Below are 26,172 nucleotides of genomic sequence, written 5' to 3'. Positions count from 1 at the left end.
GCTCCGCCCCCGTGCGCAGCGCCTAGCGCTGCACGACGTGCTGGTTGGTTTCAGTGGATGCCTGCTGCATGTCGCGTGCGCCCATTTCGGCGACTTCCATCTTCAGAAGCGCACCCGGACGCACGCGCTGCAGGCCGTTGACGACGATGCGGTCGCCGGATTTAAGGCCGGCGGTCACAATCCGCAGGCCATCGACCGCGCCGCCAAGCGTGACGGAGCGATAGACCGCGCGGCTGTCGTCGCCGACCAGCATGACGAACTTCTTGTCCTGGTCGGTGCCGACGGCGCGCTCGTCGATCAGCACCAGCGTCTGCTGCTTGGGCTGGCCCATGCGCACGCGGGCGAATTGCCCCGGGATCAGCCGGCCGTCATCGTTCTTGAACACGGCGCGGACGCGGATGGTGCCGCTCTGCCCGTTGACCTGGTTGTCGATCAGCTGGATGTGCCCCTTGGCGCCGAGGCCGCCCGACGTCACCATGTCGACCGGAATCTGGTCGAGATTGCCGCGCTTGCCGGAGGCGTCCGCGATCGAGTTCAGCGCGCGCAGCACGACTTCCTCGTCGGCATCGAAGCTCGCATAGATCGGATTGACCGAGACCAGCGAGGTCAGGACCGGCGAAGACGTACCTGCCGCGACGAGATTGCCGACGGTGACCTCGATCCTGCCGACCCGGCCGTCGACCGGTGCCCGCACCTCGGTGTAGTCGAGATTGAGTTTGGCCGTCTGGAGCGCGGCCTCGGCGGCCTTAACGTTGGCGACTGCCTCGCGATTGGCGTTGTCGCGCTGGTCGAAATCGCGCTTGGTCACGATGTTGTTGCCAACCAGCTGCGCGCCGCGCTCGACTTCGCTCGTGGTGAACACGACGCGGGCCTTGGCGGCCTCGAGCTGCGCCTGGGCGCGATCGACCTCGGCGGCGTAGGGCGCAGGGTCGATCTTGAACAGAATATCGCCGGACTTCACCAGCGCGCCCTCGGTGAAGTTGGTCGAAAGGATCGCACCGGCCACCCGCGGCCGGAGCTGGACACGATCGACGGCTTCGAGCCGGCCCGAAAAGTCATCGAACAAGGTGGTCGGCCGCGGCTGGATCACGGCAACGGTGACCGGGACCGCCGGCTCGGGAGCCGCGGCAGTCGCGGTCGCCTGTGCGGCATGAAAATAGTGGCCGGTCGCGATCGAACCGGCCACCGCGACGGCGCCAAGGATCACGATACCGCCGACGACACGTCGGAAGCGGCCGGAACGGGGATTTTGGGTTGACGAGGGCATTCACGCGCTCCAGATATCTGTAGTGTTCGCTACAGATGTGGAGCTGGACGCCGGTTCGCAAGATACTTATGTATCGAGCACTATGAATTTCTTATCTCATTCATGGGGAAATGGGAAGTCGCGGAAAAACATCACGTGCAACAAGAGGATAAGCCAGGGACAATCCGTCATAGAAACGGCACCCGGCTTACGGAGCAACGAAATATGGGAATGGGACGCCCCCGCGCTTTCGACGCGGACGCCGCTTTGGACCAGGCCATGGATGTGTTCTGGCGTCACGGTTACGAGGGCGCGACGATCGCCCAGCTCACCGAGGCGATGAACATCAATCCCCCGAGTCTCTACGCCGCCTTCGGCAGCAAGGAGGGTCTGCTGAAGGCCGCGCTCGACCGCTACACCGAGAAACGCGACGCCTGGATGGAAAAGGTTTTGGGCGCCGCCACCGCCCGAGAGGTAGCCGAACGATTTCTGATGGAGCACGCGGACGCCCAGACCGATCCCGCCAACCCGCCCGGCTGTCTGCTGGTCCAGGGCGGCCTTGCCTGCGGCACCGGCTCGGAGAATGTTCCATTTGAACTGGCAGCGCGCCGCACCCGAACCGAGGACCAGTTGCATGAACGTTTTGTCCGCGCAAAGGCCGAACGCGACCTGGGTGAAAGCGCCGATCCGGCCACCCTTGCCCGCTATCTCTCCGCGGTAACATCAGGCATGTGCGTGATGGCCTCCTCGGGCGCCGACCGCAACGCGCTGCGCGAGATTGCAGCGGTGTCGCTGAAAGCGTTTGATGAGCAGGCGAAGGGGTAGAGCGGTTCACGTCAAGCGCCTGCGAGCCCCAACGAAGTTGGGAGTGACCGGGGATGAATCATTGGACCGGCTGGCTGCCGGGTCTCGACACGCTGCGTCGATATCAAGCGGCTTGGCTCCCACACGACATCGTCGCCGGGCTGGTGCTCGCGACCATGCTGGTCCCGGTCGGCATCGCCTATGCGGAAGCATCCGGCCTGCCCGGCATCTACGGGCTCTATGCGACGATCGTTCCGCTGCTCGTGTACGCGTTGTTCGGGCCGAGCCGCATCCTTGTCCTTGGACCGGACTCGGCGCTTGCGGCCATCATCCTCGGCGTCGTGGTTCCGCTGTCGGGCGGCGATCCCCTGCGCGCGGCAACCTTGGCCGCCATGATGGCCGTCGTCTCCGGAACGATATGCATCGTGGCGGGCATCGCGCGGTTGGGATTCCTGACCGAGCTTCTCTCCAAGCCGATCCGCTACGGCTACATGAACGGAATAGCCCTGACCGTGCTGATCAGCCAGCTGCCAAAGCTGTTCGGCTTTTCCATTGAAGGCGATGGACCTCTGCGCAGCCTCTGGGCGGTCGTCGGAGCAATCGTCGACGGAAAGACGCATTGGGCGACCCTCGGGATCGGCACAGCGACGCTGGCGGTGATCCTGCTGCTCGCCCGGAACAAGCGGCTGCCGGGCATTCTGATTGCCGTCGTCGCGGCGACGGTCATCACCGGCGTTTTCGATCTCGGGGCACGCTTCGGCGTGACAGTCCTGGGTTCGCTTCCCCAGGGCCTGCCGGGATTTGCCATTCCCCGGATCAGCTATGGCGACATCGTGCAGGTGCTGATCGGCGGCAGCGCCGTCGCGCTGGTGTCGTTCGCCGACACCAGCGTGCTTTCGCGCGCCTATGCGGGACGATTGGGCGATCGTGTTGATCCCAACCAGGAGATGGTGGGGCTCGGCGCGGCCAATCTGGCGGCCGGCTTTTTTCAGGGTTTTCCGATCAGCAGCAGCGGATCGCGCACGCCTGTAGCGGAAGCTGCCGGAGCGCGCACTCAATTGACCAGCGTCATCGGCGCGCTGGCCATCGCCTTTCTGCTGCTGATGGCGCCGAATTTGCTGCAGCACCTGCCCAACGCCGCATTGGCCGCCGTCGTCATCGCCGCCGCGCTCGGCCTGTTTGAGATCGGCGACCTCAGGCGAATCTACCGCATTCAGCAGTGGGAGTTCTGGCTATCGATGGTCTGTTTTGTCGGTGTGGCCGTGCTCGGCGTGATTCCCGGAATAGGCCTCGCCATCGTGCTCGCCATCGTCGAGTTCTTGTGGGACGGCTGGCGGCCGCATTCCGCGGTGCTGGGCCGCGCCTCCGGCGTGAAGGGCTATCACGACATCACGCGATACCCGGATGCGCGCCAGATCCCCGGGCTGGTGCTGTTCCGGTGGGATGCGCCGCTGTTCTTTGCCAATGCCGAGTTCTTCAAGGAACGCGCGCTGGATGCGGTGGCGAAATCTCCGACCCCGGTGCGCTGGCTGGTGGTCACGGCCGAGCCGGTCACCAGCGTGGACGTGACCGCGGGCGACATTCTCGCCGAGCTGGACGAGGCGTTGCACGCACAGAAGATCGAGCTGTGCTTTGCCGAGCTCAAGGATCCCGTCAAGGACAAGCTGAAGAAATTCGGCCTGCTGGCGCAACTCGGCGAAAACAACTTCTTCCCGACGATCGGCGTCGCCGTTGCGCGCTACCTCGAGATCAACAACGACGTGACCTGGGAAGACTGGGAAGACCGGGCTGAAGCCTAAAGCGCGATGGGTTCAATCGTCAGCGCGCTATAGCGCTTTTGTTTGAGCATGATCTCCGCGCAAACGCTTCGCGTTTGTCGCAGGGAAAACCGCTTCGCACTTTTCCGGATCATGCTTCCCAGCCATCCGCGCGGATTACCACATCGTCTGCCGCGCGCGCTCCGGCCATTCCCGATCGTATTTGTCGCCGCCGACCGTGTGCTCGCTCATCTCGGCGAGGATCTGGCCCGGCGTCGGCAACGCCTCCGGATCGACCCGCTTGTCCGGATTCCAGAGATCGGAGCGCACGATCGCGCGCGCACACTGGAAGTAGATCTCCTCCACATGCATTACGATCACCGTGCGCGGCGCCTTGCCTTCCATCATGAAGGAAGCGAGCAGTTCCGGTTCGGCCGTGACATAAGCGCGGCCGTTGATGCGCAGCGTGCTGCCCGAGCCGGGAATCAGGAACAGCAAGCCGACGCGGGGATCGCGAACGATGTTGCGCAGCGAATCGCAGCGATTGTTGCCGCGGCGATCCGGTATCATCAGCGTCTTCGCATCATGGATGCGCACGAAGCCCGGCAGGTCGCCGCGCGGCGAGCAATCGAGCCCTTCGGGGCCTGCGGTCGCAAGCGACACGAACGGCGACTTCTCGATGAGCACACGATAGAGCGGAGTCACGTGATCGGCGACCTTCACGGTCGACGCGTCGTTCGGGAAGCCGTAGATCGCCTCAAGTTGCTCGACCGTTTCGATCACCGACATTCGTGCCGTTCTCCTCTGCTTCCTTTTCGACGCGTTTTCTTCACGCGAACCGGGATCCACTTCGCTCGAAAACGCTCTAGTCGTCCCAGCGTTCGCCCTTGATGATGCGGACAAGTTGTCGCGCATGATAGTCGGCGGTGCCGGAATTGACGATGGTGAAATCGGGCATCGACGTGCTCTCGTCGACGGTACGGGCCAGCCGCTGCTCGAGAAGGCCGTCGCTGCTGCGCGCCCGCATTGCGAGCCGCGCGGCCAGCACATCCGGCGGCGCCGTGACCAGCACCACGACAGCATTGGCATAGTTGCGGCGCGCCGCCGCGATCACGGTGCGCGAGACGTTCGCGATCACGGTGCGTCTTGCACCGATATCGTCGTTGATCGACCGCGACAGCGCGTAGCGATGGCCGTGCGCTTCCCAGTGCATGGCGTAGTCACCGGCGGCCACCGCGCGCTGGAAGCTTTCCGCGCTGACCTCCTCATTGTCCTCCGACGCCGAGGCCTGGCGGGTGATCAGCCGGCGGGGAAACACGACATCGCGATCATCGCGACAGGCCGCCTTGGCGAACCCAAGCAGCGTATCCTTGCCGGCACCGCTCGGGCCGACCACCAGGATCAGCCGGCCGGGACCGATTCCGGCGCGCCGATCGGCGACGACGGATGCATCGGTCATGCGACCCTCCCCCCTTCGCGCCAGACGCTGCGCACGACAGGCAGATCGCGCGCGACGTGCACGCGGATCAGGTCGGCGCGCCGGCCGATCGCGATCTCGCCGCGGTCGTTGAGCCCGACCGCCTCGGCCGGTGTCTTGGTCACGGTGCGCACGGCGGAAGCGAGATCGATCGCCGGCACATGCCGCGGCAATTGCAGCGCCGCCATCAGCAGGCTGGACGGGATGTAGTCCGACGACAGGATATCGAGCATGCCCTCATTGGCGAGATCGACGGCCGCGATATTGCCGGAGTGCGAGCCGCCACGCACCACATTCGGCGCGCCCATCAGGATGTCGATGCCGGCGGCATGCAGCCCGCGCGCGGCTTCCATCGTTGTCGGGAACTCCGCCACCGCGACCTTGTCGTTGACGGCGTCGACCACGTTTTCATCCGTGGTGTCGTCATGGCTCGCCAGCGGGATCCTGTACTCATGCGCCAGCGCGACGATGGCGCGGGTGTTCGCAACAGCATATTCCTTCTGATAGGCGAAGCGGCGCGCGAACAGCACGTCGAGCTGGGCGTCGGTCATGCCGCCGCCCTTGCCGCGATAGTAGTCGCGCAGCTTCACCTCGTCGCGGAACTGGCGCTGGCCGGGCGTGTGGTCCATCAGCGACATCAGCCGCACGTCCGGCCGGTCGATCAGTTCCTTGGCCTCGGCGACGACATCAGGCATCGGCACCTCGCAGCGCAGATGCAGGAAGTGATCGGCGCGCAGCAGATTCTCCTCGCGCGCCGCCGCGATCGCCGCCGCCAGCACGCCGGCGCGGCCGTCGACATCCTCGGCACCGTCCTCGCGCCAGACCCGCAGCGAATCCAGCACCGTGGTGATGCCTGAGGTCGCGAGCTGACCATCATAGGAGATCACGGCCGCGACCGGATTCCAGAACACCTTCGGTCGCGGCACATAGTGCATCTCGAGATGGTCGGTGTGCAGCTCGATCAGCCCGGGCATCAGGAGGTCGCCGCCGGCATCCTCGGCGGCCTCGGGCGCCCTGCCCTCGCCGAATTCCGCGATCCTGCCGTCTGATATCGCGACCCAGCCCTGCTCGATCACGCGATCGGCGAGGACCAGCCGGGCGTTGCCGATGATGGTGTCTTGCTTGGCGGTCATTTCAAACGGTCCTTCAGGCAGCAGCGGCGAACGAGGTCACATCGACGATGCGGTCGGCAATCAGATGACGGATTTCGTCGTCATGGACAATCGCGACCATCGCGACGCCCTTGGTTTTCTTCTCCGCGATCAGCTCGACCACCACGGCGCGATTCGCCGCGTCGAGCGAAGCGGTCGGCTCGTCCAGCAGCAGGATCGGCAGGTCCGAGATGAAGCCGCGCGCAATGTTGACCCGCTGCTGCTCGCCGCCGGAGAAGGTCGAGGGCGGCAAGGTCCACAGCCGCTCCGGAATGTTGAGCCGGCGCAGCAGCTGGCCGGCGCGCGTGCGGGCCTCCTCGCGCGCCACGCCGTTGACGATCAAGGGTTCGGCGACGACGTCGATCGTCGCCACCCGCGGCACGGCACGCAGGAACTGGCTGACATAGCCGATGGTCGAGCGGCGGATGCTGAGCACCTGGCGCGGCTCGGCGGTGGCAAGGTCGACAACCTTGCCGTGATGGCGGATGCCGATCCGGCCGTTGTCACAGCGGTAGTTGCCGAAGATCATCTTCAGGATCGAGGATTTGCCGGCGCCCGACGGGCCCGACAGCACCACGCACTCACCCGGATCGGCATGGAACGAGACGCCGCGCACCACGGGCAGTTCGACGCCGCCCTGCAGATGCATGGTGAAGGTCTTCTCGGCGTTGGCGAGTTCGATCATCGCGGTCATTGGCACGCTCATGGCGGAAGAATCGAGGAAACGAGCAGCTGCGTGTAAGGCTCGCGCGGATCGTCGAGCACCTGGTCGGTGAGGCCGGTCTCGATGACGCGGCCGCCCTTCATCACCATCACGCGATGCGAGAGCAACCGCGCCACCGCAAGATCGTGGGTCACGACGATCGCGGCAAGTCCGAGCTCGCTGACGAGGTTGCGCATCAGGTCGAGCAAACGCGCCTGCACCGAAACATCGAGGCCGCCGGTCGGCTCGTCCATGAACACCAGCCGCGGCTCGGTGACGAGGTTGCGTGCGATCTGCAGCCGCTGCCGCATGCCGCCGGAATAGGTCTTCGGCGCGTCGTCGATGCGGCCGGTATCGATCTCGACCCGCTCCAGCCAGGTCGACGCGGTGTCGCGGATGCGGCCGTAATGATTCCAGCCGACCGCCATCAGCCGCTCGCCGACATTGGCGCCGGCCGACACGCCCATGCGCAGGCCTTGCGCCGGGTCCTGGTGCACGAAGCCCCAGTCGGTGCGAAACAGGAAGCGCCGCTCGGCCTCGCCGAGCTCGGCGAGATCGCGCAGCACGCCGTCGCGCATCCGGTAGCACACCCGGCCGGCGCTCGGCGCGAGCTGCGCCGAGAGCAGCTGCAGCAGCGTCGACTTGCCCGAGCCGGACTCGCCGACGATCGCCAGCACCTCGCCCGGATAGAGCGCGAACGAGACGTCGCGACAGGCGGCAAGCCGGCCGTAATTCTTGGCAAGCCCCTCGGCCACCAGCAGCGGCTCATCGTTGTCGAGGCTCGAGAGCTCAGACATGCGCCTTCTCCTTGTGCGGCGCTGCGCTCTCGGTGCCGTGATGGCCGGCGGCCTGGCGCTGCTCGCAGAAGTCCGTGTCGGAGCAGACAAACATCCGACCGCCCTTGTCGTCGGTGACGATCTCGTCGAGATAGGAATTGTCGGCGCCGCACAGCGCGCAGGGCGCGTTGAAGCGGTAGCGCGTGAACGGGTGATCCTCGAAATCCAGCGAGACCACGGTGGTGTAGGGCGGGATCGCGTAGATGCGCTTTTCGCGGCCGGCGCCGAACAGCTGCAGCGCCGAGCAATTGTCCATCTTCGGATTGTCGAATTTCGGTGTCGGCGACGGGTCCATCACGTAGCGTGCGTTCACCTTCACCGGATAGGCGTAGGCGGTGGCGATATGGCCAAAGCGCGCGATGTCCTCGTAGAGCTTGACGTGCATCAGCCCGTATTCGGCGAGCGCGTGCATGCGCCGTGTCTCGGTCTCGCGCGGCTCGAGGAAGCGCAGCGGCTCGGGGATCGGCACCTGATAGACCAGCACCTGTCCGGCATGCAGCGACGCCTCGGGAATGCGATGCCGGGTCTGGATCACGGTCGCGTCCGTGGTCGAGGTCGTGGTCGCGACACCCGCGGTCTTGCCGAAGAACTTCCGGATCGAGATCGCATTGGTGGTGTCGTCCGAGCCCTGGTCGATCACCTTCAGCACGTCGTCGGGACCGAGGATCGCCGCCGTCACCTGCACGCCGCCGGTGCCCCAGCCATAGGGCATCGGCATCTCGCGGCTCGCAAACGGCACCTGGTAGCCGGGGATCGCGATCGCCTTGAGGATCGCGCGGCGGATCATCCGCTTGGTCTGCTCGTCGAGATAGGCGAAATTGTACGTCGGCGCGTTCATTCCGCGGCCTCCTGCATTTCCACGGCCTCGTTTGCTTCCGCAAACTCCTGCCGCAGCTTGCGCAAGAGGCCGAGCTCGGACTGGAAGTCGACATAGTGCGGCAGCTTGAGATGCTCGACGAAGCCGGTCGACTGGACATTGTCGGAGTGCGACATCACGAACTCCTCGTCCTGCGCTGGCGCCGCCGCCTCCTCGCCGAGCTCGCGCGCACGCAGCGCACGATCGACCAGCGCCATCGACATGGTCTTGCGTTCGCTCTGCCCGAAGGCGAGGCCATAGCCGCGGGTAAAGCACGGCGCCTCGGTGGTCGAGCCCTTGAACTGGTTGACCATCTGGCACTCGGTCAATTCGATCGAGCCCAGCGGCACGGCAAAGCCCGCGTCCTCGGCGAAGAACTCGACCTCGACCTCACCGAAGCGGATCTCGCCGGCGAAGGGATGATTGCGGCCGTAGCCGCGCTGCGTCGAGTAGCCGAGCGCGAGCAGGAAGCCCTCGTCGCCGCGCGCCAGGTTCTGCAGCCGCAAATCGCGATCTGCCGGAAAGCTCAGCGGCTCGCGCGTGAGGTCGCCGACCGGCGTTTCGCTATCTGCCTGCGGCGAGGGTTCGATCAGGCCGTCGCGGCCGAGGATGTCGGTGACCCGCGGCGTGGCGGCCTGCGAGGCCTCCGCGGTCGCCGGCTGCTCCGGCACAAAGCCTTCCGCGAGCTGCGGATCGAGCAGGCGATGGGTGTAGTCGAAGGTCGGCCCCAGGATCTGGCCGCCCGGAACGTCCTTGAAGGTCGAGGAGATCCGCCGCCGCACCTGCATCTCGCCGGTGTTGATCGGCTCGGCGGCGCCAAAGCGCGGCAACGTGGCGCGAAAGGCGCGGACCAGGAAGATCGCCTCGATCATGTCGCCGCGCGCCTGCTTGATCGCGAGCGCCGCGAGCTCGCGGTCGTAGAGCGAGCCTTCGGTCATCACGCGATCGACACCAAGCGCGAGCTGCTCGGAGATCTGCGCCAGCGTCACCTCGGGCACGTCGCGGTCGCCGCGCCGCTCATGCGCGAGCAGACGATGGGCGTTCTCGATGGCGCGCTCGCCTCCCTTGACGGCTACATACATCGCTCACACTCCGCTTGCGATCAGCCGCGTGGTGCGCGGGATCGCCACAATGGCATCGTCATGGACCAGCACGACATCGATGCCGCGCGGGAACAGGGTTTCGTTGATCGCAAGCCGCTGGAACAGGTCGCGCGGCTTGATCATCGCCTGCAGCACGGCGCTGCCGTCGATGCCGGGCCCTTTCAGCTCGAAGGCCGGGCCCTGCGACAGGCTGTCGACTTGCAGGATCAGCGTGGTCGACCGGTCAGGATATTCGCTGCTGCCGAATGCGAAGCGATCCAGCGCCGGCAGGCTCGCGGCATCGCCGATCAAAGCGAAGCTCGCGATCGAGGAATCGGCCACCACCGGCGCGCTGGCGTGAAACTTCAGCCAGCGGGCGACGTCCGGCGTCGCCGACATCGCAGCGTCAAGCCAGATCGGCGTGTCGTGATCGAACAGCGTCAGCGCGATCGCGGCCGAGCCGCGCATCATGCCGGCGGGCGTTCCCACGCTCGCGGCGACGTGCTGCACGCTACCCGGGCGCGCCATCGCATCCATCACGGAACGGAAAGTCGACTGCGCCGACAGCACCTTGTCGGCAAAGCCCGCGGGCATTTCGGCAATCGTCGTCATTGCATCATCCCTCACCGCGCACCATCGTGTAGAAATCGACCCGCGTCGCCGCGGTTTCCGCCGCCTTGCGGTCGCGTTCGGCGTTCATGGCGACGCGCAGCGGCGCGATCACCTTGGCCTCCACCTCGCCGGACAGCTCCGCCGACTGCACCATGGCGTCGCACAGCGCGATCATCTGCGCCTTCCGCGCGTCGCGGCCGAGCGTGTAGCCGAAGCCGACCTCGCCGGTCGCGAGCCGCACCGCCGCGCGCGACACCGTCGCCTCGCCGAGATTGAACGGCGCACCGTCGCCGCCGATCCGTCCGCGCAGCATCACAAGGCCATTTTCCGGCTCGCGCAGGTTCTCATGCGCGGGCACCGCGATCGCTGCCAGCCTGCCTGCGATGTCGGTCGCGGCGGCGTGCGCCAGCACCGTCATCGCGGCCTTGCGCTGGGCCTGTTTGCTGTTTGGTCCGGTCGAACTCATGAGCAACCTTTGGGCAACCTTGCTTGCATCAAGTTGTCTATGATACTAGACAACTTGATAGCGGAGCGCCATGACTGTTTCGTGACAAACCAAAGATTTCTGGTATCACCGCGCCATGAGCATGCAGGAAAGTTCCGGCGTCGCCTTGTGGCGGCAGGTCGCCGACGGCATCGAGCGCGGCATCGCTGACGGCCGCTTTGCCGCCGGCGAAAAGCTGCCCGGCGAGATGGAGATCGCCGAGACGTACCGGGTCAACCGCCACACCGTGCGGCGGGCGCTCGCCGCATTGGCCGAGCGCGGCCTGGTGCGCGCGGAGCGCGGCAGCGGCACCTATGTCGAAGCCCAGCGCCTCGCCTATCCCTTGCGCTCACGCACGCGATTTTCCGAGATCGTCGGCGCCGGCGGTCACGAGCCGCGCGGCCAGCTGATCGAGGCAGGCGACGACATTGCCAACCGCGAGATCGCACGCGAACTGGGCCTGAAGATCGGCGCGCCACTGATCCGGATCGAAGCGGTGCGGCTCGCCGACCGGACGCCGATCTGCGTTTCCACCACCTGGCTGTCGGCCGAGCGGTTTCCCGATGCCGGCAGCGTGTTCGCCAACGTTCGCTCGATGACCAAGCTGCTCGGACATTACGGCGTCAAGGACTACCACCGCGCCTCGACCCGGATCACCGCGGCGATCGTCGATGCGACCGACGCCGCGCGGCTCGACCTGCCGCTGGGACGGCCGGTGCTGGTGGTCGACGCCACCGACGTCGACATGCTGGACCGGCCACTGGTGACCAAGCGCTCGCGCTTCGCTGCCGAGCGCGTCGAGTTTCTGGTCGAGAATGGTTGACGTGCTTCTGCTCCCTCGCCCCGCTCTTGCGGGGAGAGGGTTGGGGTGAGGGGCTGTCTCCGCGACTTCGAAAGCTTTGAGTGTGCGGAGAGTCCCCCTCACCCGGAATTTGCGCTGCGCGAAAATTCCCGCCTCTCCCCGCACGCGGGGAGAGGCGAAGAAGAAGCTACACCACCGCCCTTTGCCCGATGATCGCAAAGCGCAGCTTGCTGGAGATGAAATCGATCGCGGCAACCGCGATCAGGATCATCAGGATCAGGAACGACACCTTCTGCCATTCCAGCACGCGGATCTGCTCGGCGAGCTGCAAGCCGATGCCGCCGGCGCCGACGATGCCGATGATGGTCGCCGAACGCGTGTTCGACTCGATGAAGTAGAGCACCTGCCCGGCGATCACGGGCAACACCTGCGGCAGCAGGCCGAAGCGGATCTCGTGCAGCGCGTTGCCACCGGAGGCGCGGATACCCTCGACCTGCTTGCGATCCGCCGCCTCGATCGCCTCCGAGAACAGTTTTCCGAACGCGCCGAAGTCGGACACCATGATCGCGAGCACGCCGGCGAACGGGCCGAGACCGACGACGTTGATCCAGACCAGCGCCCAGATCAGCGTGTCGACGCCGCGGATCGAGTCCAGGAAGCGGCGCACCGGAAAGCGGATCAGATTCGAGGGGATGATGTTGCGCGCCGCCAGCAGGCTGACCGGCAGCGCCAGCAGCGCGGCGAGCGTGGTGCCGAGCACCGCGATCGACAGCGTCTCGCCGAGCGCTTGCATGTAGAGCGGGAACGACGAGCCCGGATTCGGCGGGAGCATCAGCATGGTGATCCAGCCGAGCTGGCCGAGGCCCGCGATCAGCCTGGACGGCGAGAAATCGAGATCGACCAGTCCGAACACGAAGATCGCGAGCGCCGCCGCGATCATGGCCGGCATCGCCAGCCGTGCCGATGCGGGACGTTCGAAGACGCCGGGGTACTTCGCGCGCAGTTCCGTGGTGTCCGGCCTCGGCATCTTGCTCATCGACGGGTCTCCTTGCCGAACAGCCGGCCGCGCAGCCAACCGGTCGAGATGTCGATGATGAAGACGGTGACGATGATGGTGATGAGGATGGCACTGACGTCGGAATAGTAGAACTTGCGGATCGCGACCACCAGCTCCTGGCCGATGCCGCCGGCGCCGACGAAGCCCATCACCGACGCCTCGCGGACGTTGATCTCGAAGCGCAGCAGCGCATAGCTGGCATAGCCGGCCGAGACCTGCGGCAGCACGGCAAAGCGCATGCAGGACAGCCAGCTCGCGCCGGTGGAGCGGATGCCCTCGACCGGCTTCATGTCGGCGTTCTCGACGATCTCGGCGAACAGCTTGCCGAGCGCCCCGGTGGTGTGGATCGCGATCGCCAGTACGCCGGCCATCGGCCCGAGGCCGAACGCGATCACGAAGATCAGCGCGAACACGATGCCGGGAACGGTGCGCGCGAATTCCAGCAGGCGGGGGATCGCGAAACGTACCCACGGGCCCGGCGACGTATTCTGGGCCGCGAAGAAATTGAGCGTGAAGGCGAGCACGGCCCCCGTCAGCGTGCCGACATAGCTGATCAGGATCGTCTCGCCGAGCATCTTCAGCCATTTATGCCAACCCCAGAACCATTCGGCGGGATCGGTCCAGACCCGCGCGCCGGAATCCAGCGTCAGGATGCGATCGAAATAGCTGACGAAATTGCCGAAATAGGTGAACAGCGTGCGCAGGTTCACTTCCGCGCCGAACGCCGCGATCACCAGCACCGCACAGAATGCCGCCGTTGCCAGCGCGGCCTTCAGCCGCTTGCGTGCGACGGACTTGCGGTAGGCGTCCTCCAGCGTCGCCAGTTGCTGCGCTGGAAGAATGGATACGGCGGTCGCCATCGACGCGTGCCAGTCCGGTTCGGAGTTGAGTGGAGAGAAAGGGCCGGGCTATGCGCCCGGCCCTCGTGACGTCAGGCGTGCGATCAGCTCGCCTTCTTGCGCAAACCGTCGACGAACTTGATCAGCTCGATGGTGCCGTCCCAATCCTTGGTGGCGGCGGGATGGAAGCCCTTCTTCTGGCCGTCGGACAGACGGTCGAAGGCGGCCTTGTCCTTGGTCGGGGCGTCGAAAAAGGCCTTTGCGATCGCAGCCTTCAGATCCTCCGGAAGATCGGTGTTGTACGCATAGGGGCCGTTGATGATCAGCGCCGACTTGTGGATGATGCGGAAATCATCCTTCTTCATCGCCGAGCCGTCGGCATTCTTCAGCATGCCCTTGGTCAGCATCTGGGCGAGCGTGGAATCGTCCTCGTTGGTCCACTGGTTGGCGGCCACATCAACGGTTCCCTGCGACAGCGCCAGGACGGCGTTCTCGTGGCTGCCGGTGAACACGACCTTGCCGAAATAGCCCTCGGCGTTCGCGATGCCCATCTTGTTGAGTTCGAAGCGCGGCACGTTGTTGCCGGATGTCGAGTTGGGATCGACCAGGCCGAGATTCTTGCCTTTCAGGTCCTCGACGGTCTTGTACGGGCTCGACGCCTTGACGAAGAACACCGAGTAATAGCCGGTCGAACCGTCAGCGTTCATATCGTTGGCGAACGCGTCGGTCTTGACGCCGGTCAAGCGCGCGCGAGAGAACGAGGCCGAGCCGTAGCTGGCGAGCTGGATGTTGCCGGCGCGCTGGCCTTCGATGACGGCCGCGTAGTCGTTGGCAATGCGCAGCGTGACCTTCACGCCGAGTTCCTTCGACAGGTATGCGACGAACGGCGTCCAGCGCTCGGTGACGCCGGAGGCGTTCTCGGCCGGCACCACCGCGAAGGTGAGCTCCGGATATTTTGCTTTCCAGTCCTGCGCGAATGCCGAACCGGTGAACGCCAGCACGGCGGCGCCAGCCAGAATGATGCGACGAGTGAACATGACTACCCCTCTTTTGTCGTAGTTGCACCTGTTGGCCGGGCAAAATGCTCGGCCTCCCAGATTGAAAAGTGCGCGACGCTCAGGCCGCGGCTGCGGCCGGCGCAGTTGCACCGTCGGGCGCGGGCAGCGGTGCCGCGCCGATGACGTCATTGGCCTCGAGGTCATAGAGCTCGCGGGCGATATGGTCGGTGAGCGCCGCGGGGGCGCCATCGAACACCACGCGTCCCGCCGCCATGCCGACCAGGCGGTCGCAATAGGTCCGCGCCAGGTCGAGCGAGTGCAGATTGCAGAGCACAGTGATGCCGAAATGCTTGTTGATGCGCAGCAGCGCATCCATCACGATCTTGGTGTTGCGCGGATCGAGCGAGGCGATCGGCTCGTCGGCGAGAATGATGTCGGGCTCCTGCACCAGCGCGCGGGCAATCGCGACACGCTGCTGCTGGCCGCCGGAGAGCTGGTCGGCGCGCTGTGCCGCGAGCTGGGCGATGTCGAATTGCTCGAGCGCCGACAGCGCCAGCGCCCTGTCCTGCTCCGGCCAGACCTGCGCCAGCGAGCGCCATGACGGAATCTGGGCCAGCCGGCCCATCAGCACGTTGGTCAGCACATCAAGGCGACCGACCAGATTGAACTGCTGGAAGATCATCGCCGAGCGCGCGCGCCACCGCCGCAGTTCCTTGCCTCGTAAAGCGGTGACGTTGGTGCCTTCGAACAGGATACGGCCGGAGGTCGGATCGGCGAGACGGTTGATCATCCGAAGCAGCGTCGACTTGCCGGCACCGGAACGGCCGATCACGCCGACAAAGCTGCCCGGCGCGATCGAAAAGGACGCGTTGTCGACTGCGGCTTTCGTGCCGAACCGGCACGTCAAACCTTCCACCACCAGCATGTAATGCTCCAACCGCGCCTCGTTGGGCCATCGCTATCCCCGGCGTTTTACAGTTATGTGACGACAGCGCTGCGGTGCGGCGATCGTCCACACCCCTCCCTTGTCGCTCCCTTGCCGTCATCGCAACGTCATGATGTTGTCATCAAGCGTCCCGATGACGAGCACACATCCCCGGAAGCCAAAGATTCTTGAAGATTTGCGGAGGCCCTGATGCCCGGAAAAACACTCTCGGTTGTGCCGACCGTCGACCCGACTGCGTCGGTCCGTGAGAGCAAGCTCGGCAAATATACCGAGGTCGGCGCGCGCACGATCCTGCTTGAAGTGAGCATGGATGACTATTCCTACGTCGTGAACGACAGCCAGATCACCTACACCTCGATCGGCAAGTTCTGCTCGATCGCGGCGATGACCCGCATCAACCCCGGCAACCACCCGATGCATCGCGCGACCCAGGCGCATTTCACCTATCGCGCCAGCGCGTATTTTCCCGGAGAGAGCGACGACACCGACTTCTTCAACTGGCGACGTGCGCATCACGTGCATATCGGCCATGACGTCTGGATCGGGCATGGTGCGATCCTGTTACCAGGACGGAACATCGGAACCGGCGCTGTCGTCGCCGCCGGCGCGATCGTGACCAAGGACGTCCCCGCCTACACCATCGTCGCCGGTAATCCGGCGCGGCCGGTGAAGCGGCGTTTCTCCGAGACGATCGCCGACCGCCTTGCCGCGCTCGCATGGTGGGACTGGGATCACGAAACACTTCGGCGTGTCCTGCCCGACTTTCGCAAGCTTGCGGTCGAGGAATTCCTCGACAAGCATGAGGCCGAGGCCGTATCCCAATCACAAGCCAAACAACGGAGCGCCGCATCGTGACGGACATTTTCATCGAGGGCGGGCGCACGCTGGTTGACGGCGCCTTGGTCGAGACCTCGCTGCGGACCGCGGGCCGCGACATCGGCGCGCTCGACGCCGAGCAGGGTCGCGCCGCGCTTCACATCGATGCCACCGGCCTCCTGGTGCTGCCCGGCATCATCGACCTGCACGGCGATGCGTTCGAGCGGCAGATGATGCCGCGCCCAAGCGTCGACTTCCCGACCGACGTGGCGCTGATCGACAGCGACCGGCAGGCGATCGCCAACGGCATCACCACCGTGTTCCATGGCACGACCTGGTCGTGGGAGCCCGGCCTGCGCAGCGCGGAGAATGCGCGCAAGCTGCTCGACGCGATCGAGGCGCTGCGGCCGCAGCTCGGCGCCGACACGCGCTTCCACCTGCGTCACGAGACCCACAATCTCGAAGCCGAGGCCGAGATCATTCAATGGCTCACCGAAGGCCGCATCGACCTGTTCGCCTTCAACGACCACAGCAACGTCAAGCCGAAGAAGCGCAACCAGCTGGCCGAACGCACCGGGCTCTCCGTCGAGGCCGTCAACGACATGCTCGACCGGGTCGTGGCGCGCCGTCCCGAAGTGCCCGCCTCGATCGCGCGACTGGCCGCCGCCGCACGCGCGGCCGATATCCGCATGCTGTCGCATGACGACAACAGTCCGTCGATGCGCCAGGAGTTTCGCGCGCTGGGCGCTGTGATCGCCGAATTCCCCGTCAATGAGGAGACCGCGCGCGATGCCGCTGGCGCGGGCGACTTCATCGTGTTCGGCGCGCCCAATGTGGTGCGCGGCGGCAGCCACACCGGCTGGACCAAGGCATCCGACATGATCGCACAGGGCCTCTGCTCGGTGCTGGCGTCGGACTACTATTATCCGGCGCAGCTGCTCGCGGCGTTCCGCCTCGTCGCCGACGGCATCCTGCCGCTCGCCAGGGCCTGGGACCTGATCTCGTCGGCACCGGCGCGCGCGGCAGGGCTCGCCGACCGCGGCGTGCTCGCCGCCGGCCGCCGTGCCGACATCGTCGTCGTCGACGACAAGGTGCCGCTGCGGCCGCGCATCGTCGCTGTGATCTCAGCCGGACGGCTGGTGCATCTGGCGGACGCGAGCTGCCTCGTTCATTCGCTCGCGCCGCGCAGGACGGTTGCGGCGGCGTAGCCCAGTCCCATGGCCAGCACTCCGCGCTACGCGATCTATTATGCACCGTCACCCGACAGCGTCCTGCACCGCTTCGGTTCGACACTGCTCGGTTACGATGCGGTGTCGGGCGACGACCTGCCGTTTCCCGAAGGCGTCACGCCCGACTGGCGCGAGATCACCGAAGATCCGCGCAAGTATGGATTCCACGCCACGCTGAAAGCGCCCACCGCGCTCGCCGACGGTCGAAGCGAGGCCGAGCTTCTCGACGCCTGTGCCGCCTTCGCCGGCCGCGCGCGGCGCATTCCGGTGATCGAACCGGTGGTCGACGCGATCAGCGGTTTCATCGCGGTGATCCCGGCCGGCCGCTCGGACGATCTGCAGCAGCTTGCCGCCGATTGCGTCACGGAATTCGACGCGTTCCGCACCCCGCTGACGGCCTCGGGTCGGGCGCGGCGCAAGCCCGAGCGGCTCACCGCGCGGCAGTGCGACAATCTCGATCGCTGGGGCTATCCCTACGTCATGGAGGAGTTCCGCTTCCATATGACGCTGACGGGGCGGCTGAGCGACGAGCGGCGCGGCCCGATCGTGGCGCAGCTGCGCACACGGTTCGCGGCGGTCGACCTCACGCGGCTCGCAATCGACCGCATCGCGCTGTTCAGGCAGACCGACAGCGCATCGCGCTTCCGCATCATCGGCAGCTGGCCGCTGCGGGCGGATCGGGATTAGGCCTCACACACCGGTGTCGTCCCCGCGAAAGCCGGGACGACGTGGGATAGATATCGCTATTCGTCGATCCGGGTGCGGGCGATGATCTCGGCGGCGCCCTTCTCGAGCAGCTCCATGCCCACGGCGCGGCCGAGTTCGCGCGGACGATCCGCCGGCCCGCGCCGCGTCACCTCGATGAAGCCGGCGCCGGCCTCGTCGAGCACGGAGGCGCGTAGCGTCATCTCGCTGCCCGCGAGCGTGGCGTGGCCGGCGATCGGCGAATTGCAATGGCCGTTGAGCACCCACAGCACCTCGCGCTCGGCCTCGGCGGCAAGCCGCGACGGCGCGTTGTCGATCCCGGCAAGCCGCGCACGCGTCGCCCAGTCGGTCTCGACGCATTCCACCGCGACAATGCCCTGGCCGACCGCCGGCAGCATCTCGCCGACCGAGAAATCATGCGCGATGCGCGCGGTCATGCCGATGCGCTCCAGACCCGAGCGCGCCATCACCAGCGCATCCGCCGGCCCGACCTCGCCGCCGCCGGGCAGCCGCTGCTTGTCGCCGCGATCGAGCTTGGCCACCCGCGTGTCAGCGGCGCCGCGATAATGGATCACGGTCGCTTCCGGAAACAGCCGGCGCAGATAGGCGGCGCGGCGCACCGCGTTGGTGCCGATCATGAATCCCTTGCCGCGTGCGGCGCGGAGGGTCTCGAGCGACAGCCCGGGACGCAGCACGAGGCTGTCGTTGGCGGCATCGCGCGCCAGCATCGCGGCGATGACGAGACCCGGCGTCTCCTCGTTGCCCGGCACGTCCTTCAGCGAATGCATCGCCGCCTGCAAGGTGCCGGCGCGCATGGCTTCGCGGATCTCGGCAACGAAGGCGCCGCCCTTGCCGCCATGGCGCAACAGCTTGCTGGTCTGGTCCTGGTCGCCGCGGGTCTCGAACTTGACGATGTCGACGGCAAGGTCCGGCGCCGAAGCGCGCAGCAGGCGCGCGACCTCATCCGTCTGCGCGAGCGCCATCGCGCTCTTGCGCGTCCCAATCCGCAAAACCTGTCCCGACACGAAAGCTCCGCTGCGCGTGATCATCAACGGCTGGGGATTAGAACAAAAAGCCAGTCAAAACAACGGTTTTTGCCCCTCCTTGGCCCCGCTCAGACGAGCTCCTCAACAAGCTCCACCCCGGCCTCGCGCATCGCCGCGGCGGCGACGGCAAGCGAGCCGCCGAGATCGATGGCGCGGCAGCCCGCCAGCACGACACTGGTCTCGAAACCGAGCCGGCGCGCATCGAGCGCCGAATACTGCACGCAATAGTCCGTGGCGAGCCCCGCCATCACGACGCGCCTGAGGCCACGCTCGCGCAGATAGCCGGCGAGCCCGGTCGGCGTCTTGCGGTCGTTCTCGAAGAACGCCGAGTAGGAATCGATCGCTGCCCGGAACCCCTTGCGGATCACGAGCTCGGCCCGCTCGGTCGCAAGGTCGGGATGAAACGCCGCGCCCGCGCTGCCCTGGATGCAATGATCCGGCCACAGCGTCTGCGGCCCATACGGCATGGCGATCTCGGAGAACGGCGCCGCGCTCGGATGCGAGGTCGCAAACGAGCTGTGGCCCGCCGGGTGCCAGTCCTGGGTCAGCACGACATGGTCGAAGCGGCCGGCCAGCCGGTTGACGACCGGCACGACGGCATCGCCGTCCGCGACCGCCAGCGCAAGTCGGATCGTAGCCATGTCGTTCTGTGAGCCAAGGAGTTGCCAGACATATTTGTCTTCCTAAGACCGCTTGGCCTCCGACTTCAATCCGCAACGACGCGCGCAGCTTGCGCAGGCAGGCGATGACCGACAGCGCGGTGATGCGGCCGGTCTTCGGGTTCTCCGAGGGAATGTTCTCGATCATCATCGAGAACCGCGCGGAATCGGAATCGACCTCGATCCGGTGGGTGTTGCGGGTCACGGTCGGATCCGCCCAGATCTCGACTCTTGTGCGGTCGGGGCCGATGCCGGCCAGCGACAGCGCCACCGCGACGTTGAGGTTGGCCGGAAAGCCCTTTGCGGCGTCGCGCGCACTGCCCTCGAAGATGCGCAGCGGCTCGGTGATCCCCTCGATCCGGATGTTGTTCTCGACCAGATGCGGCGCGCCGACGAGGCCCGCGACCGGCTTGCGCGTCACCAGCTTCGCCGAATGAATGGTTCCGATCGCCGCGGCGGTCACGGCATCGAGCCCGATCAGCGCGCCGGTCGGCACGATGATCTGGCCGCCATGGGCTCTCGCAAGATCGACGAGGTCCTCGTTCTGCAGCAGCGCGCCGACGCTGAGCACGAGCGCGGTCTTGCCGCGCTCGACCACCGGCGCCACGATCGAACGGACCACCTTGCTCGGCGCGCACTCGACCACGATGTCGGCAACCTCGGCCAGCTGCTCGATCGGCACCAGCTTCGGCGCCGACTTGAGCTCCGCCACCCAGCCGCGGTGCTTGTCCGGATCGTTCGCCGACACCGCGACCAGCGTCAGGCCCTCGATGCCCTGATCGAGCGCCTTGACGACGTCGATGCCGATCGCGCCGAGGCCGGCGACCGCAACCCGTGTCTTTGCCTTGCTGTCAGCCATCATTTCCCGCCGGCGAGCATCTTGACCAGGCGATAGAGATACTCCTCGCCCTCGTAGAACGACTTGACGAGCACGCGCTCGTCCTTGCCATGGATCCGGTTGTCGTCGACATCGGCGGCCAGCCCGGAATGACCATAGGTCGGAATGCCCGCGTTCCGCAGATAGCTGCCGTCGGTCGCGCCGGTGCTCATGACCGGAACGATCGACGCATCCGGCCAGAACTCCTTCGACAGCTTCTCGATCGAACCCATGATCTCCTCGTTGAGGGGCGACGGCGGGCTCAGCACGGCCTTGCCGGTCGGAGCCACCGCGATCTGCTTGTCGGCGAGCACGCGCTCGATCGTCGCCTGCACGCCCTCGACCGGCTCGCCGGGCAGGATCCGGCAGTTCACCTTGGCGGTCGCCAGCTGCGGCAGCGCGTTGATGGCGTGGCCGCCCTCCAGCATGGTCGCGACGCAGGTGGTGCGGAGCTGCGCATTATAACCCGGATTCTCCGACAATCGCGCCAGCGCCGCCGGATCGGGCTGCGGCGCCAGGATCGCCCTGATGTCGTCGGCATGCGACGTCTCGACCTCGGCGGTCTTGGTGAAATAGATCCGCGTGGTCTCGTTGAGGTTCATCGGGAAGCTGTAATTGGAGAGCCGCACGAGGCCTTCGGCGAGGTGATAGATCGCATTTTCCTTGCGCGGCAGCGACGAGTGGCCGCCGCGATCCTTCACCGTGAGCTGGTAGCCGATCGAGACCTTCTCGCTGGTCTGCACGCTGTTGCGGATCGCCTTGCCGTTCTTCAGGCCGACGCCGCCGCCTTCATTGAGCGCGAACTCGGCATCGATCAGGTCGCGGTGGTTCTTGATCAGCCACTGCATGCCGAGACCGTTGGCGTCGAGGATTTCCTCGTCGGTCTCGAGCGCCACGATGATGTCGCGATCGGGCTTGTAGCCCTCCTTCCTGTAGCGGATCAGATTGGTGATGAAGGCGGATGCCATGTATTTGTCGTCGCTGGAACCGCGGCCGTAGAAATAGCCGTCCTGCTCGGTGAGCTTGAACGGATCGACCGACCAGTCCTCGCGGTTGGCGGGGACGACGTCGATATGGGCGACCAGGAGGATCGGCTTGCGCGCGCCGGAGCCGTGCAGCCGCGCCACCAGATTGCCCTTGTGCGGCGCCGGCGAGAACACGTGCACGTCGGCCTCGGGGAAACCCGCCGCGCGGAGCCGCGCGCCCATCGCCTCCGCCGCCTTCTGGGTATCCCCGGTCGCGGTGGTCGTGTTGATCTCGACCAGCTCCTGGTAGATGCCGCGGGCGAATTGCTGCTGCTCGGTCAATCCCTGCGCCGCGGCGCCGGTTGCGAGCAGCGCCGGTCCAAACGCCGCCGCGAGCCGCAGCGATCGAACCGTGTCTCTAGCCTTGTGCGACATCGTACTCTCCCAGAATTCCACCGCCTGATTGGAGCGAATTCAGACAGGCGACGTGCGCTTTGGCAAGACGGCGAGCCCTTCAATTTCCGCGCGCGTGCTCCGCAGTTTCGCGCACGCTATTTGCGGTCCTTATTTCGAATCCTTGTTGGTATCCTTGGCCGCGATCACCTCGATCTCGACCAGGAATCCGGGATTGGCGAGGGCGGCGACGCCGACCACCGAGCGCGCCGGCAGGTTCGGCTGGCTGCCGCCGAAGAACTGGGTGTAGCCCTCCATGAAGGCCTTGAAGTCCATCGGCGCCGATGCGTTGTGCACCAGGAACACCTGCATCTTGACGACGTCGCCCATGCCAAGGCCCTGGCCTTCCAGAATGGCCTTGATGCGGTTGAGCACGCCGACGGTCTGCGTCCTGGTATCGCCGTAGGCCTGCGGGCTCGACGGATCGGCGTCCTTGTTGATCGCCGGCGGCACCTGGCCGCTGACATAGACGGTCGTGGTGTTGCCGGTGACGGTCACGGCCTGCGCGATCGGGAATGTCGAATTGGGAATCGGATGCCTGACCACGTCAGCCGAGGCAGCGGTCGCCATCGCCGACAACGCGGCGCCCAGTGCGATACCGATGAATTTCATCAAACTCTCCCCGAGTGTTCTTGTCAGCGGCGGGCGTCCTGAACATCCTTGGTCGTCACCGCGTCCTCATAGCTGTTGCTGAAGTGCGTCCGCAGATAATTCACAACGGCGGCGATCTGACCATCGGTCATCATGTCGCCGAACGCCGGCATGCCGCGGCGGCCATTGATGACCAGGAAGACCGGATAGCTGCCGGCCTCGAGATTCTTGTTGCCGGCCAGCGACGGGTAGCTGCCCGCCCCGCTCGCGCCCGTCGCATCCGGCATGTGGCAGCCCTGGCACACATTGGCGAACAGCTCCTCGCCGGTCATCTCGACGAAGCGGTAGCCCGAAGAGAAGGTGCGCTTGCCCGCGCCACTGTCCTGCCCAAGGGCTGCCGTCGCCGACAGCAGCGCCAGTGCAGCGATGGCGGATGTTGCGGTCCGCATCATCATGTCTTCACCACGCGTTCGTGCAGCCGGGAGATGACGTCGAGCGCGGACAGGATGGCGCCCTCCTGCCAGGCCGGCAGCTGCGAGGCGTGCTCGCCCGCCAGCACGATACGGCCGTCGATCTGGCAGAGATTGCGGTAATGCTGCGCGCGGGCGGCTTCGGTCCATTCGCCGGCGCAGCCGAGCGTGAACGGCACGCGATGCCAGGCCACCGCGACACCGTTCTCGAATTCGTTTCTGTACTGCGGATGGATTGCGGCGCCGAATTCGACCGCGCTGGCGACCCGCTCGGCCGGCGTCATCGCGGTGAACTCGAAGGAATTGGCACCGCCATACATGTAGGCGCCGAGCAGGATGCCGCGGCCGCCGCGGTTGAAGCCATAGTTCGGATAGGCGATCTGCCGGATCGGCAGGTCGGTGTAGCTGATGCCGCCATAGATCGCGTCATCCTCCTCCCAGAACCGCCGCTTGAACTGCAGGCCGATCTTCACCGAGGCGGCATAGGGCACGGAGTCGATCGCACTCTTCATCGGCGCGCTGACATCGACCGGTAACTGGCTCAGGATCGGCAACGGGATGGTGCAGATGCACCAATCGGCGGTCGCCTGCTGCACCGTGGATGGACTGGCGGTGTCGACATAGCTGACGGTGACGCCGGAGCCGTTCTGCTGGATCTGCGTCACCTTGGCGCCATAGCGAATGAGATCGCCGACCTCGCGCGCGAACGCCTTGCCGATCATGTCCATGCCGCCGACCGGCTGGAACATGGTGGTCTGGAAATCGTAGCGCGCAAAGGTCTGCAGATAGCGCCACATCCGCGACCGCAGCAGCTCCTGCAGCGGGATCGGGTCGCTGGGCAGCGGATCGCCCATCAAGCCGCCGCCGGGATCGCGCGCATAACCGCGGAACTCGGCCGACACGAGGTTGGCATTGTACTTGTAGTCGCGATCCAGCGCGCCCCAGTCGCGCAGCGACTGCAGCAGGATCTCCTGATCTTCCTTGCCGACGATCTCGTCAAGCCGGCCCTGCTGGGTGATCTTTGCGAGCAGCTCCGAGACCCCGCCCTGGAAATCCGCCTTGATGCTGCGAAAGCGCTGCGGCTTGCCGCCGAATGCACGCGTCGCGTGCAGATAGGCGTTGTGATTGAGCTGGATGAAGGGTTCCAGCGTCACATTGAGCCGGCGGCAGTAATCGAGCAGCGCACGGTGATGATAGGGAATCCGCCACGGGCCGGGATTGAGATAGAGCCCCTGCTCGAACTGGCTGGTCTGCCTGAAGCCGCCGAGCTCGACAAAGCTGTCGCCGCCGCGGATCGACCAGTTGCGGCCGCCGGCGCGGTTGTTGAATTCGAGGATCTGGACCTTGTAGCCGGCCTTGCGCAGCTCCAGCGCCGCCGTCATCCCGGCAAGCCCCGCGCCGAGAATCAGCACCGAGGCGCCCTTCACGTCGCCCGCGAGCTTCAGCGGCCCCTTGTAGGCGGATTCGGACGCGAAGCCGAGGCTCGTCATCGCGTGATACATCGCCGAACTGCCGGCAATGGTGCCAATCAGCGCCAGCAGATCCCGCCGCCTGATCACAGATTCGTTCTGCACCCGCGCTCACCCAGCCGCTGACGTCGATGGCGAAGGGAAACGGTTGACGCGATCCGTGTCAAGAAAGGGCACACGCTTCCACATGCACCCACACGCGCTTTTGATGCATCACGCGACCGACACATCACACCACGCGCTCGCGATGCACGCGCCGGCAATCCATTTCGAAGTCGAGGCCAACCACCGGCGGCCTGTCGAAATGCCAGGTCAAGCCGTTGCGAAGCACGCCGCGGCGGCCGAGCTCGCTTTCCAGCACCGAATAGGCGTCGTACACGGTGTAGAGCTGCACCGCGGTGGTGTCCTGCCAACGGCCGCCGAACGCGCTCATCCGGCGTTCCATCTCGTCGGCCACGAATTTCGCCTTCGCCAGGAGGCCGGCCGGGCTGGTGTCGCCAAGGGCGACGGTGTGATCGCGATAATTGGCCTTGCCCTCGACCGACTCGCCGCTGCCGGCGACGACAAAGCTGGTTGGTGCGTCCTTGGCGGCCGGCACCGTGTAGCAGAAGGCGTGGAAGCTCGGCTCGCCGGGCGGATCGAGTTTTGGACAGACATTGCTGCGCGCCACCGGATTGACGCCGTCCCGCATCACACCCCAAGCCACCAGCGTCTTGATGTAGATTTCGTTGAAGGCCCTGAACCCGTCCTCGGTGAACGGCGCCGGGGAGCGCAGCTCGCAGGCGCCGAACGCCGTCAGCGGACGCCCCGCCGCTTTGATGATGTCGGCAATCCTAGCAAAACCCGCGCCCAGCGGCACCGGTTCAGAGAACCTGACGCGCTCGATGGCAAAGCCGGGCAGCGCACCGATGCCGCAGGAATACTGGCTGACGCCGGGCATGAAGCGGTAGCCGCAGTCGGAAGCCTCGATGGTGTTGGTCATGGTGCCTCGTGAACACGGTGATGGGGCCGCCGCGATGACGTCTCGCTTGATTTCACCACAGCTGTCGTCCCTGCGAAAGCAGGGACCCATACTCCGCGGCGGCTGTTGTTAAGGGGACTCGTCATTCCGGCGTCGTGAAACAATGACCATCGGTGGTTATGGGTCCCTGCTTTCGCAGGGACGACACTGAACTTGTTGCACGATCACCGGCGGAGGGCTCCCTTCCCCTCACGGTCGTCCCGCGACGAGCCGGGCGGTCG

26 protein-coding genes and 2 pseudogenes are annotated in these 26,172 nt (G+C 65.9%); 6 read left to right on the top strand and 22 right to left on the bottom strand.

Features of this window, described 5'->3' with window-relative positions; translation table 11 throughout:
- Positions 1 to 22: 22 nt before the first annotated feature.
- On the bottom strand, positions 23 to 1,267 hold the full coding sequence (locus tag QJT82_RS11555) for an efflux RND transporter periplasmic adaptor subunit (protein ID WP_028339537.1): 1,245 nt from the start codon (positions 1,265 to 1,267) through the stop codon (positions 23 to 25).
- 204 nt (positions 1,268 to 1,471) lie between these two features.
- On the opposite strand from QJT82_RS11555, the gene QJT82_RS11550 reads away from it, so the two are divergent.
- Positions 1,472 to 2,071, top strand: a complete 600-nt coding sequence (locus QJT82_RS11550) for a TetR/AcrR family transcriptional regulator (RefSeq protein WP_028339538.1) — start codon at positions 1,472 to 1,474, stop codon at positions 2,069 to 2,071.
- A 53-nt stretch (positions 2,072 to 2,124) separates the two neighbouring features.
- A complete protein-coding gene (sulP, locus tag QJT82_RS11545; protein WP_028339539.1) occupies positions 2,125 to 3,849 on the top strand; it encodes a sulfate permease in 1,725 nt (574 codons plus the stop codon).
- Between the two features lie 135 nt (positions 3,850 to 3,984).
- Here sulP and QJT82_RS11540 read toward each other — a convergent pair whose 3' ends face one another.
- From QJT82_RS11540 to phnG, 9 genes are all read right to left on the bottom strand, one after another.
- Positions 3,985 to 4,596: a pyridoxamine 5'-phosphate oxidase family protein gene (locus tag QJT82_RS11540; RefSeq protein ID WP_028339540.1), complete on the bottom strand. Its 612-nt coding sequence runs from the start codon at positions 4,594 to 4,596 to the stop codon at positions 3,985 to 3,987.
- Between the two features lie 76 nt (positions 4,597 to 4,672).
- The gene (phnN, locus tag QJT82_RS11535) at positions 4,673 to 5,266 is read right to left on the bottom strand and encodes a phosphonate metabolism protein/1,5-bisphosphokinase (PRPP-forming) PhnN (RefSeq protein ID WP_028339541.1); all 594 of its coding nucleotides are present in this window, start codon (positions 5,264 to 5,266) and stop codon (positions 4,673 to 4,675) included.
- Positions 5,263 to 6,417: an alpha-D-ribose 1-methylphosphonate 5-triphosphate diphosphatase gene (locus QJT82_RS11530; RefSeq protein WP_028339542.1), complete on the bottom strand. Its 1,155-nt coding sequence runs from the start codon at positions 6,415 to 6,417 to the stop codon at positions 5,263 to 5,265. The genes phnN and QJT82_RS11530 overlap by 4 nt, the downstream gene beginning before the upstream one ends.
- A 13-nt stretch (positions 6,418 to 6,430) precedes the next feature.
- Positions 6,431 to 7,129, bottom strand: a complete 699-nt coding sequence (gene phnL / locus QJT82_RS11525; protein WP_028339543.1) for a phosphonate C-P lyase system protein PhnL — start codon at positions 7,127 to 7,129, stop codon at positions 6,431 to 6,433.
- An 8-nt stretch (positions 7,130 to 7,137) separates the two neighbouring features.
- Entirely contained in the window at positions 7,138 to 7,935 is a 798-nt protein-coding gene (gene phnK / locus QJT82_RS11520) for a phosphonate C-P lyase system protein PhnK (protein ID WP_028339544.1), read from the bottom strand.
- Positions 7,928 to 8,812: an alpha-D-ribose 1-methylphosphonate 5-phosphate C-P-lyase PhnJ gene (locus tag QJT82_RS11515; RefSeq protein WP_028339545.1), complete on the bottom strand. Its 885-nt coding sequence runs from the start codon at positions 8,810 to 8,812 to the stop codon at positions 7,928 to 7,930. The genes phnK and QJT82_RS11515 overlap by 8 nt, the downstream gene beginning before the upstream one ends.
- Positions 8,809 to 9,912, bottom strand: coding sequence for a carbon-phosphorus lyase complex subunit PhnI (locus QJT82_RS11510; RefSeq protein ID WP_028339546.1), 1,104 nt, complete (start codon positions 9,910 to 9,912; stop codon positions 8,809 to 8,811). The genes QJT82_RS11515 and QJT82_RS11510 overlap by 4 nt, the downstream gene beginning before the upstream one ends.
- A 3-nt stretch (positions 9,913 to 9,915) precedes the next feature.
- Positions 9,916 to 10,524 (bottom strand): phosphonate C-P lyase system protein PhnH, encoded by a 609-nt coding sequence (gene phnH, locus QJT82_RS11505; RefSeq protein WP_028339547.1) that lies wholly within the window; start codon positions 10,522 to 10,524, stop codon positions 9,916 to 9,918.
- A 4-nt stretch (positions 10,525 to 10,528) separates the two neighbouring features.
- On the bottom strand, positions 10,529 to 10,990 hold the full coding sequence (gene phnG / locus QJT82_RS11500; RefSeq protein ID WP_028339548.1) for a phosphonate C-P lyase system protein PhnG: 462 nt from the start codon (positions 10,988 to 10,990) through the stop codon (positions 10,529 to 10,531).
- Between the two features lie 115 nt (positions 10,991 to 11,105).
- Between phnG and phnF the strand changes: the two genes are divergently transcribed.
- A complete protein-coding gene (phnF, locus tag QJT82_RS11495) occupies positions 11,106 to 11,831 on the top strand; it encodes a phosphonate metabolism transcriptional regulator PhnF (RefSeq protein ID WP_028339549.1) in 726 nt (241 codons plus the stop codon).
- Between the two features lie 166 nt (positions 11,832 to 11,997).
- Here the strand turns inward: phnF and phnE (QJT82_RS11490) are convergent, their stop codons facing one another.
- The 4 genes from phnE (QJT82_RS11490) to phnC form a co-directional block, all read right to left on the bottom strand.
- Entirely contained in the window at positions 11,998 to 12,846 is an 849-nt protein-coding gene (gene phnE, locus QJT82_RS11490) for a phosphonate ABC transporter, permease protein PhnE (protein WP_028339550.1), read from the bottom strand.
- Complete coding sequence (gene phnE, locus QJT82_RS11485; RefSeq protein WP_028339551.1) at positions 12,843 to 13,727, bottom strand: phosphonate ABC transporter, permease protein PhnE; 885 nt, start codon at positions 13,725 to 13,727, stop codon at positions 12,843 to 12,845. Before phnE (QJT82_RS11485) ends, phnE (QJT82_RS11490) begins: the two co-directional genes overlap by 4 nt.
- Positions 13,728 to 13,810: 83 nt before the next feature.
- The gene (gene phnD / locus QJT82_RS11480; RefSeq protein ID WP_028339552.1) at positions 13,811 to 14,743 is read right to left on the bottom strand and encodes a phosphonate ABC transporter substrate-binding protein; all 933 of its coding nucleotides are present in this window, start codon (positions 14,741 to 14,743) and stop codon (positions 13,811 to 13,813) included.
- Between the two features lie 79 nt (positions 14,744 to 14,822).
- Entirely contained in the window at positions 14,823 to 15,629 is an 807-nt protein-coding gene (gene phnC, locus QJT82_RS11475; RefSeq protein WP_028339553.1) for a phosphonate ABC transporter ATP-binding protein, read from the bottom strand.
- A gap of 210 nt (positions 15,630 to 15,839) precedes the next feature.
- Between phnC and QJT82_RS11470 the strand changes: the two genes are divergently transcribed.
- The 3 genes from QJT82_RS11470 to QJT82_RS11460 are packed head-to-tail and all read left to right on the top strand — an operon-like array spanning position 15,840 to position 18,382.
- Positions 15,840 to 16,505: a chloramphenicol acetyltransferase gene (locus tag QJT82_RS11470; protein ID WP_028339554.1), complete on the top strand. Its 666-nt coding sequence runs from the start codon at positions 15,840 to 15,842 to the stop codon at positions 16,503 to 16,505.
- Positions 16,502 to 17,674, top strand: coding sequence for an alpha-D-ribose 1-methylphosphonate 5-triphosphate diphosphatase (locus tag QJT82_RS11465; RefSeq protein ID WP_028339555.1), 1,173 nt, complete (start codon positions 16,502 to 16,504; stop codon positions 17,672 to 17,674). Before QJT82_RS11470 ends, QJT82_RS11465 begins: the two co-directional genes overlap by 4 nt.
- Positions 17,675 to 17,683: 9 nt before the next feature.
- The gene (locus QJT82_RS11460; RefSeq protein ID WP_028339556.1) at positions 17,684 to 18,382 is read left to right on the top strand and encodes a DUF1045 domain-containing protein; all 699 of its coding nucleotides are present in this window, start codon (positions 17,684 to 17,686) and stop codon (positions 18,380 to 18,382) included.
- Between the two features lie 56 nt (positions 18,383 to 18,438).
- Here QJT82_RS11460 and hemC read toward each other — a convergent pair whose 3' ends face one another.
- The 8 genes and pseudogenes from hemC to QJT82_RS11420 all read right to left on the bottom strand — a co-directional run bounded on the left by hemC (position 18,439) and on the right by QJT82_RS11420 (position 25,912).
- Positions 18,439 to 19,449 carry a hydroxymethylbilane synthase gene (gene hemC / locus QJT82_RS11455; protein WP_051447764.1) on the bottom strand — a complete coding sequence of 337 codons (1,011 nt, stop codon included), beginning with the start codon at positions 19,447 to 19,449 and terminating at the stop codon, positions 18,439 to 18,441.
- A 65-nt stretch (positions 19,450 to 19,514) separates the two neighbouring features.
- Positions 19,515 to 20,096: pseudogene (gene pncA, locus QJT82_RS11450) on the bottom strand (bifunctional nicotinamidase/pyrazinamidase); the annotation flags it as partial.
- A 64-nt stretch (positions 20,097 to 20,160) separates the two neighbouring features.
- Positions 20,161 to 20,964 (bottom strand): annotated as a pseudogene (locus QJT82_RS11445) (aspartate dehydrogenase); the annotation flags it as partial.
- Positions 20,964 to 22,382 carry a M20/M25/M40 family metallo-hydrolase gene (locus QJT82_RS11440; RefSeq protein WP_028339560.1) on the bottom strand — a complete coding sequence of 473 codons (1,419 nt, stop codon included), beginning with the start codon at positions 22,380 to 22,382 and terminating at the stop codon, positions 20,964 to 20,966. The gene QJT82_RS11440 and the pseudogene QJT82_RS11445, both read right to left, overlap by 1 nt.
- Before the next feature lie 129 nt (positions 22,383 to 22,511).
- Positions 22,512 to 23,012: a RidA family protein gene (locus QJT82_RS11435; RefSeq protein WP_028339561.1), complete on the bottom strand. Its 501-nt coding sequence runs from the start codon at positions 23,010 to 23,012 to the stop codon at positions 22,512 to 22,514.
- Between the two features lie 23 nt (positions 23,013 to 23,035).
- Positions 23,036 to 23,440 carry a cytochrome c gene (locus QJT82_RS11430; protein WP_259266142.1) on the bottom strand — a complete coding sequence of 135 codons (405 nt, stop codon included), beginning with the start codon at positions 23,438 to 23,440 and terminating at the stop codon, positions 23,036 to 23,038.
- Positions 23,441 to 23,442: 2 nt separating this feature from the next.
- Positions 23,443 to 25,035 (bottom strand): flavin monoamine oxidase family protein, encoded by a 1,593-nt coding sequence (locus tag QJT82_RS11425; protein ID WP_035631118.1) that lies wholly within the window; start codon positions 25,033 to 25,035, stop codon positions 23,443 to 23,445.
- Between the two features lie 124 nt (positions 25,036 to 25,159).
- Positions 25,160 to 25,912, bottom strand: coding sequence for a hypothetical protein (locus QJT82_RS11420; RefSeq protein WP_028339564.1), 753 nt, complete (start codon positions 25,910 to 25,912; stop codon positions 25,160 to 25,162).
- Between the last annotated feature and the right edge of the window lie 260 nt (positions 25,913 to 26,172).

Origin of the sequence: Bradyrhizobium sp. Mp19 (assembly GCF_029952935.1) — a bacterium.
GTDB classification, from domain to species: Bacteria; Pseudomonadota; Alphaproteobacteria; order Rhizobiales; family Xanthobacteraceae; genus Bradyrhizobium; species Bradyrhizobium elkanii.
The sequence above is the reverse complement of the archived record's forward strand: the minus strand, read 5'-3'. Positions and strand labels throughout refer to the sequence as shown.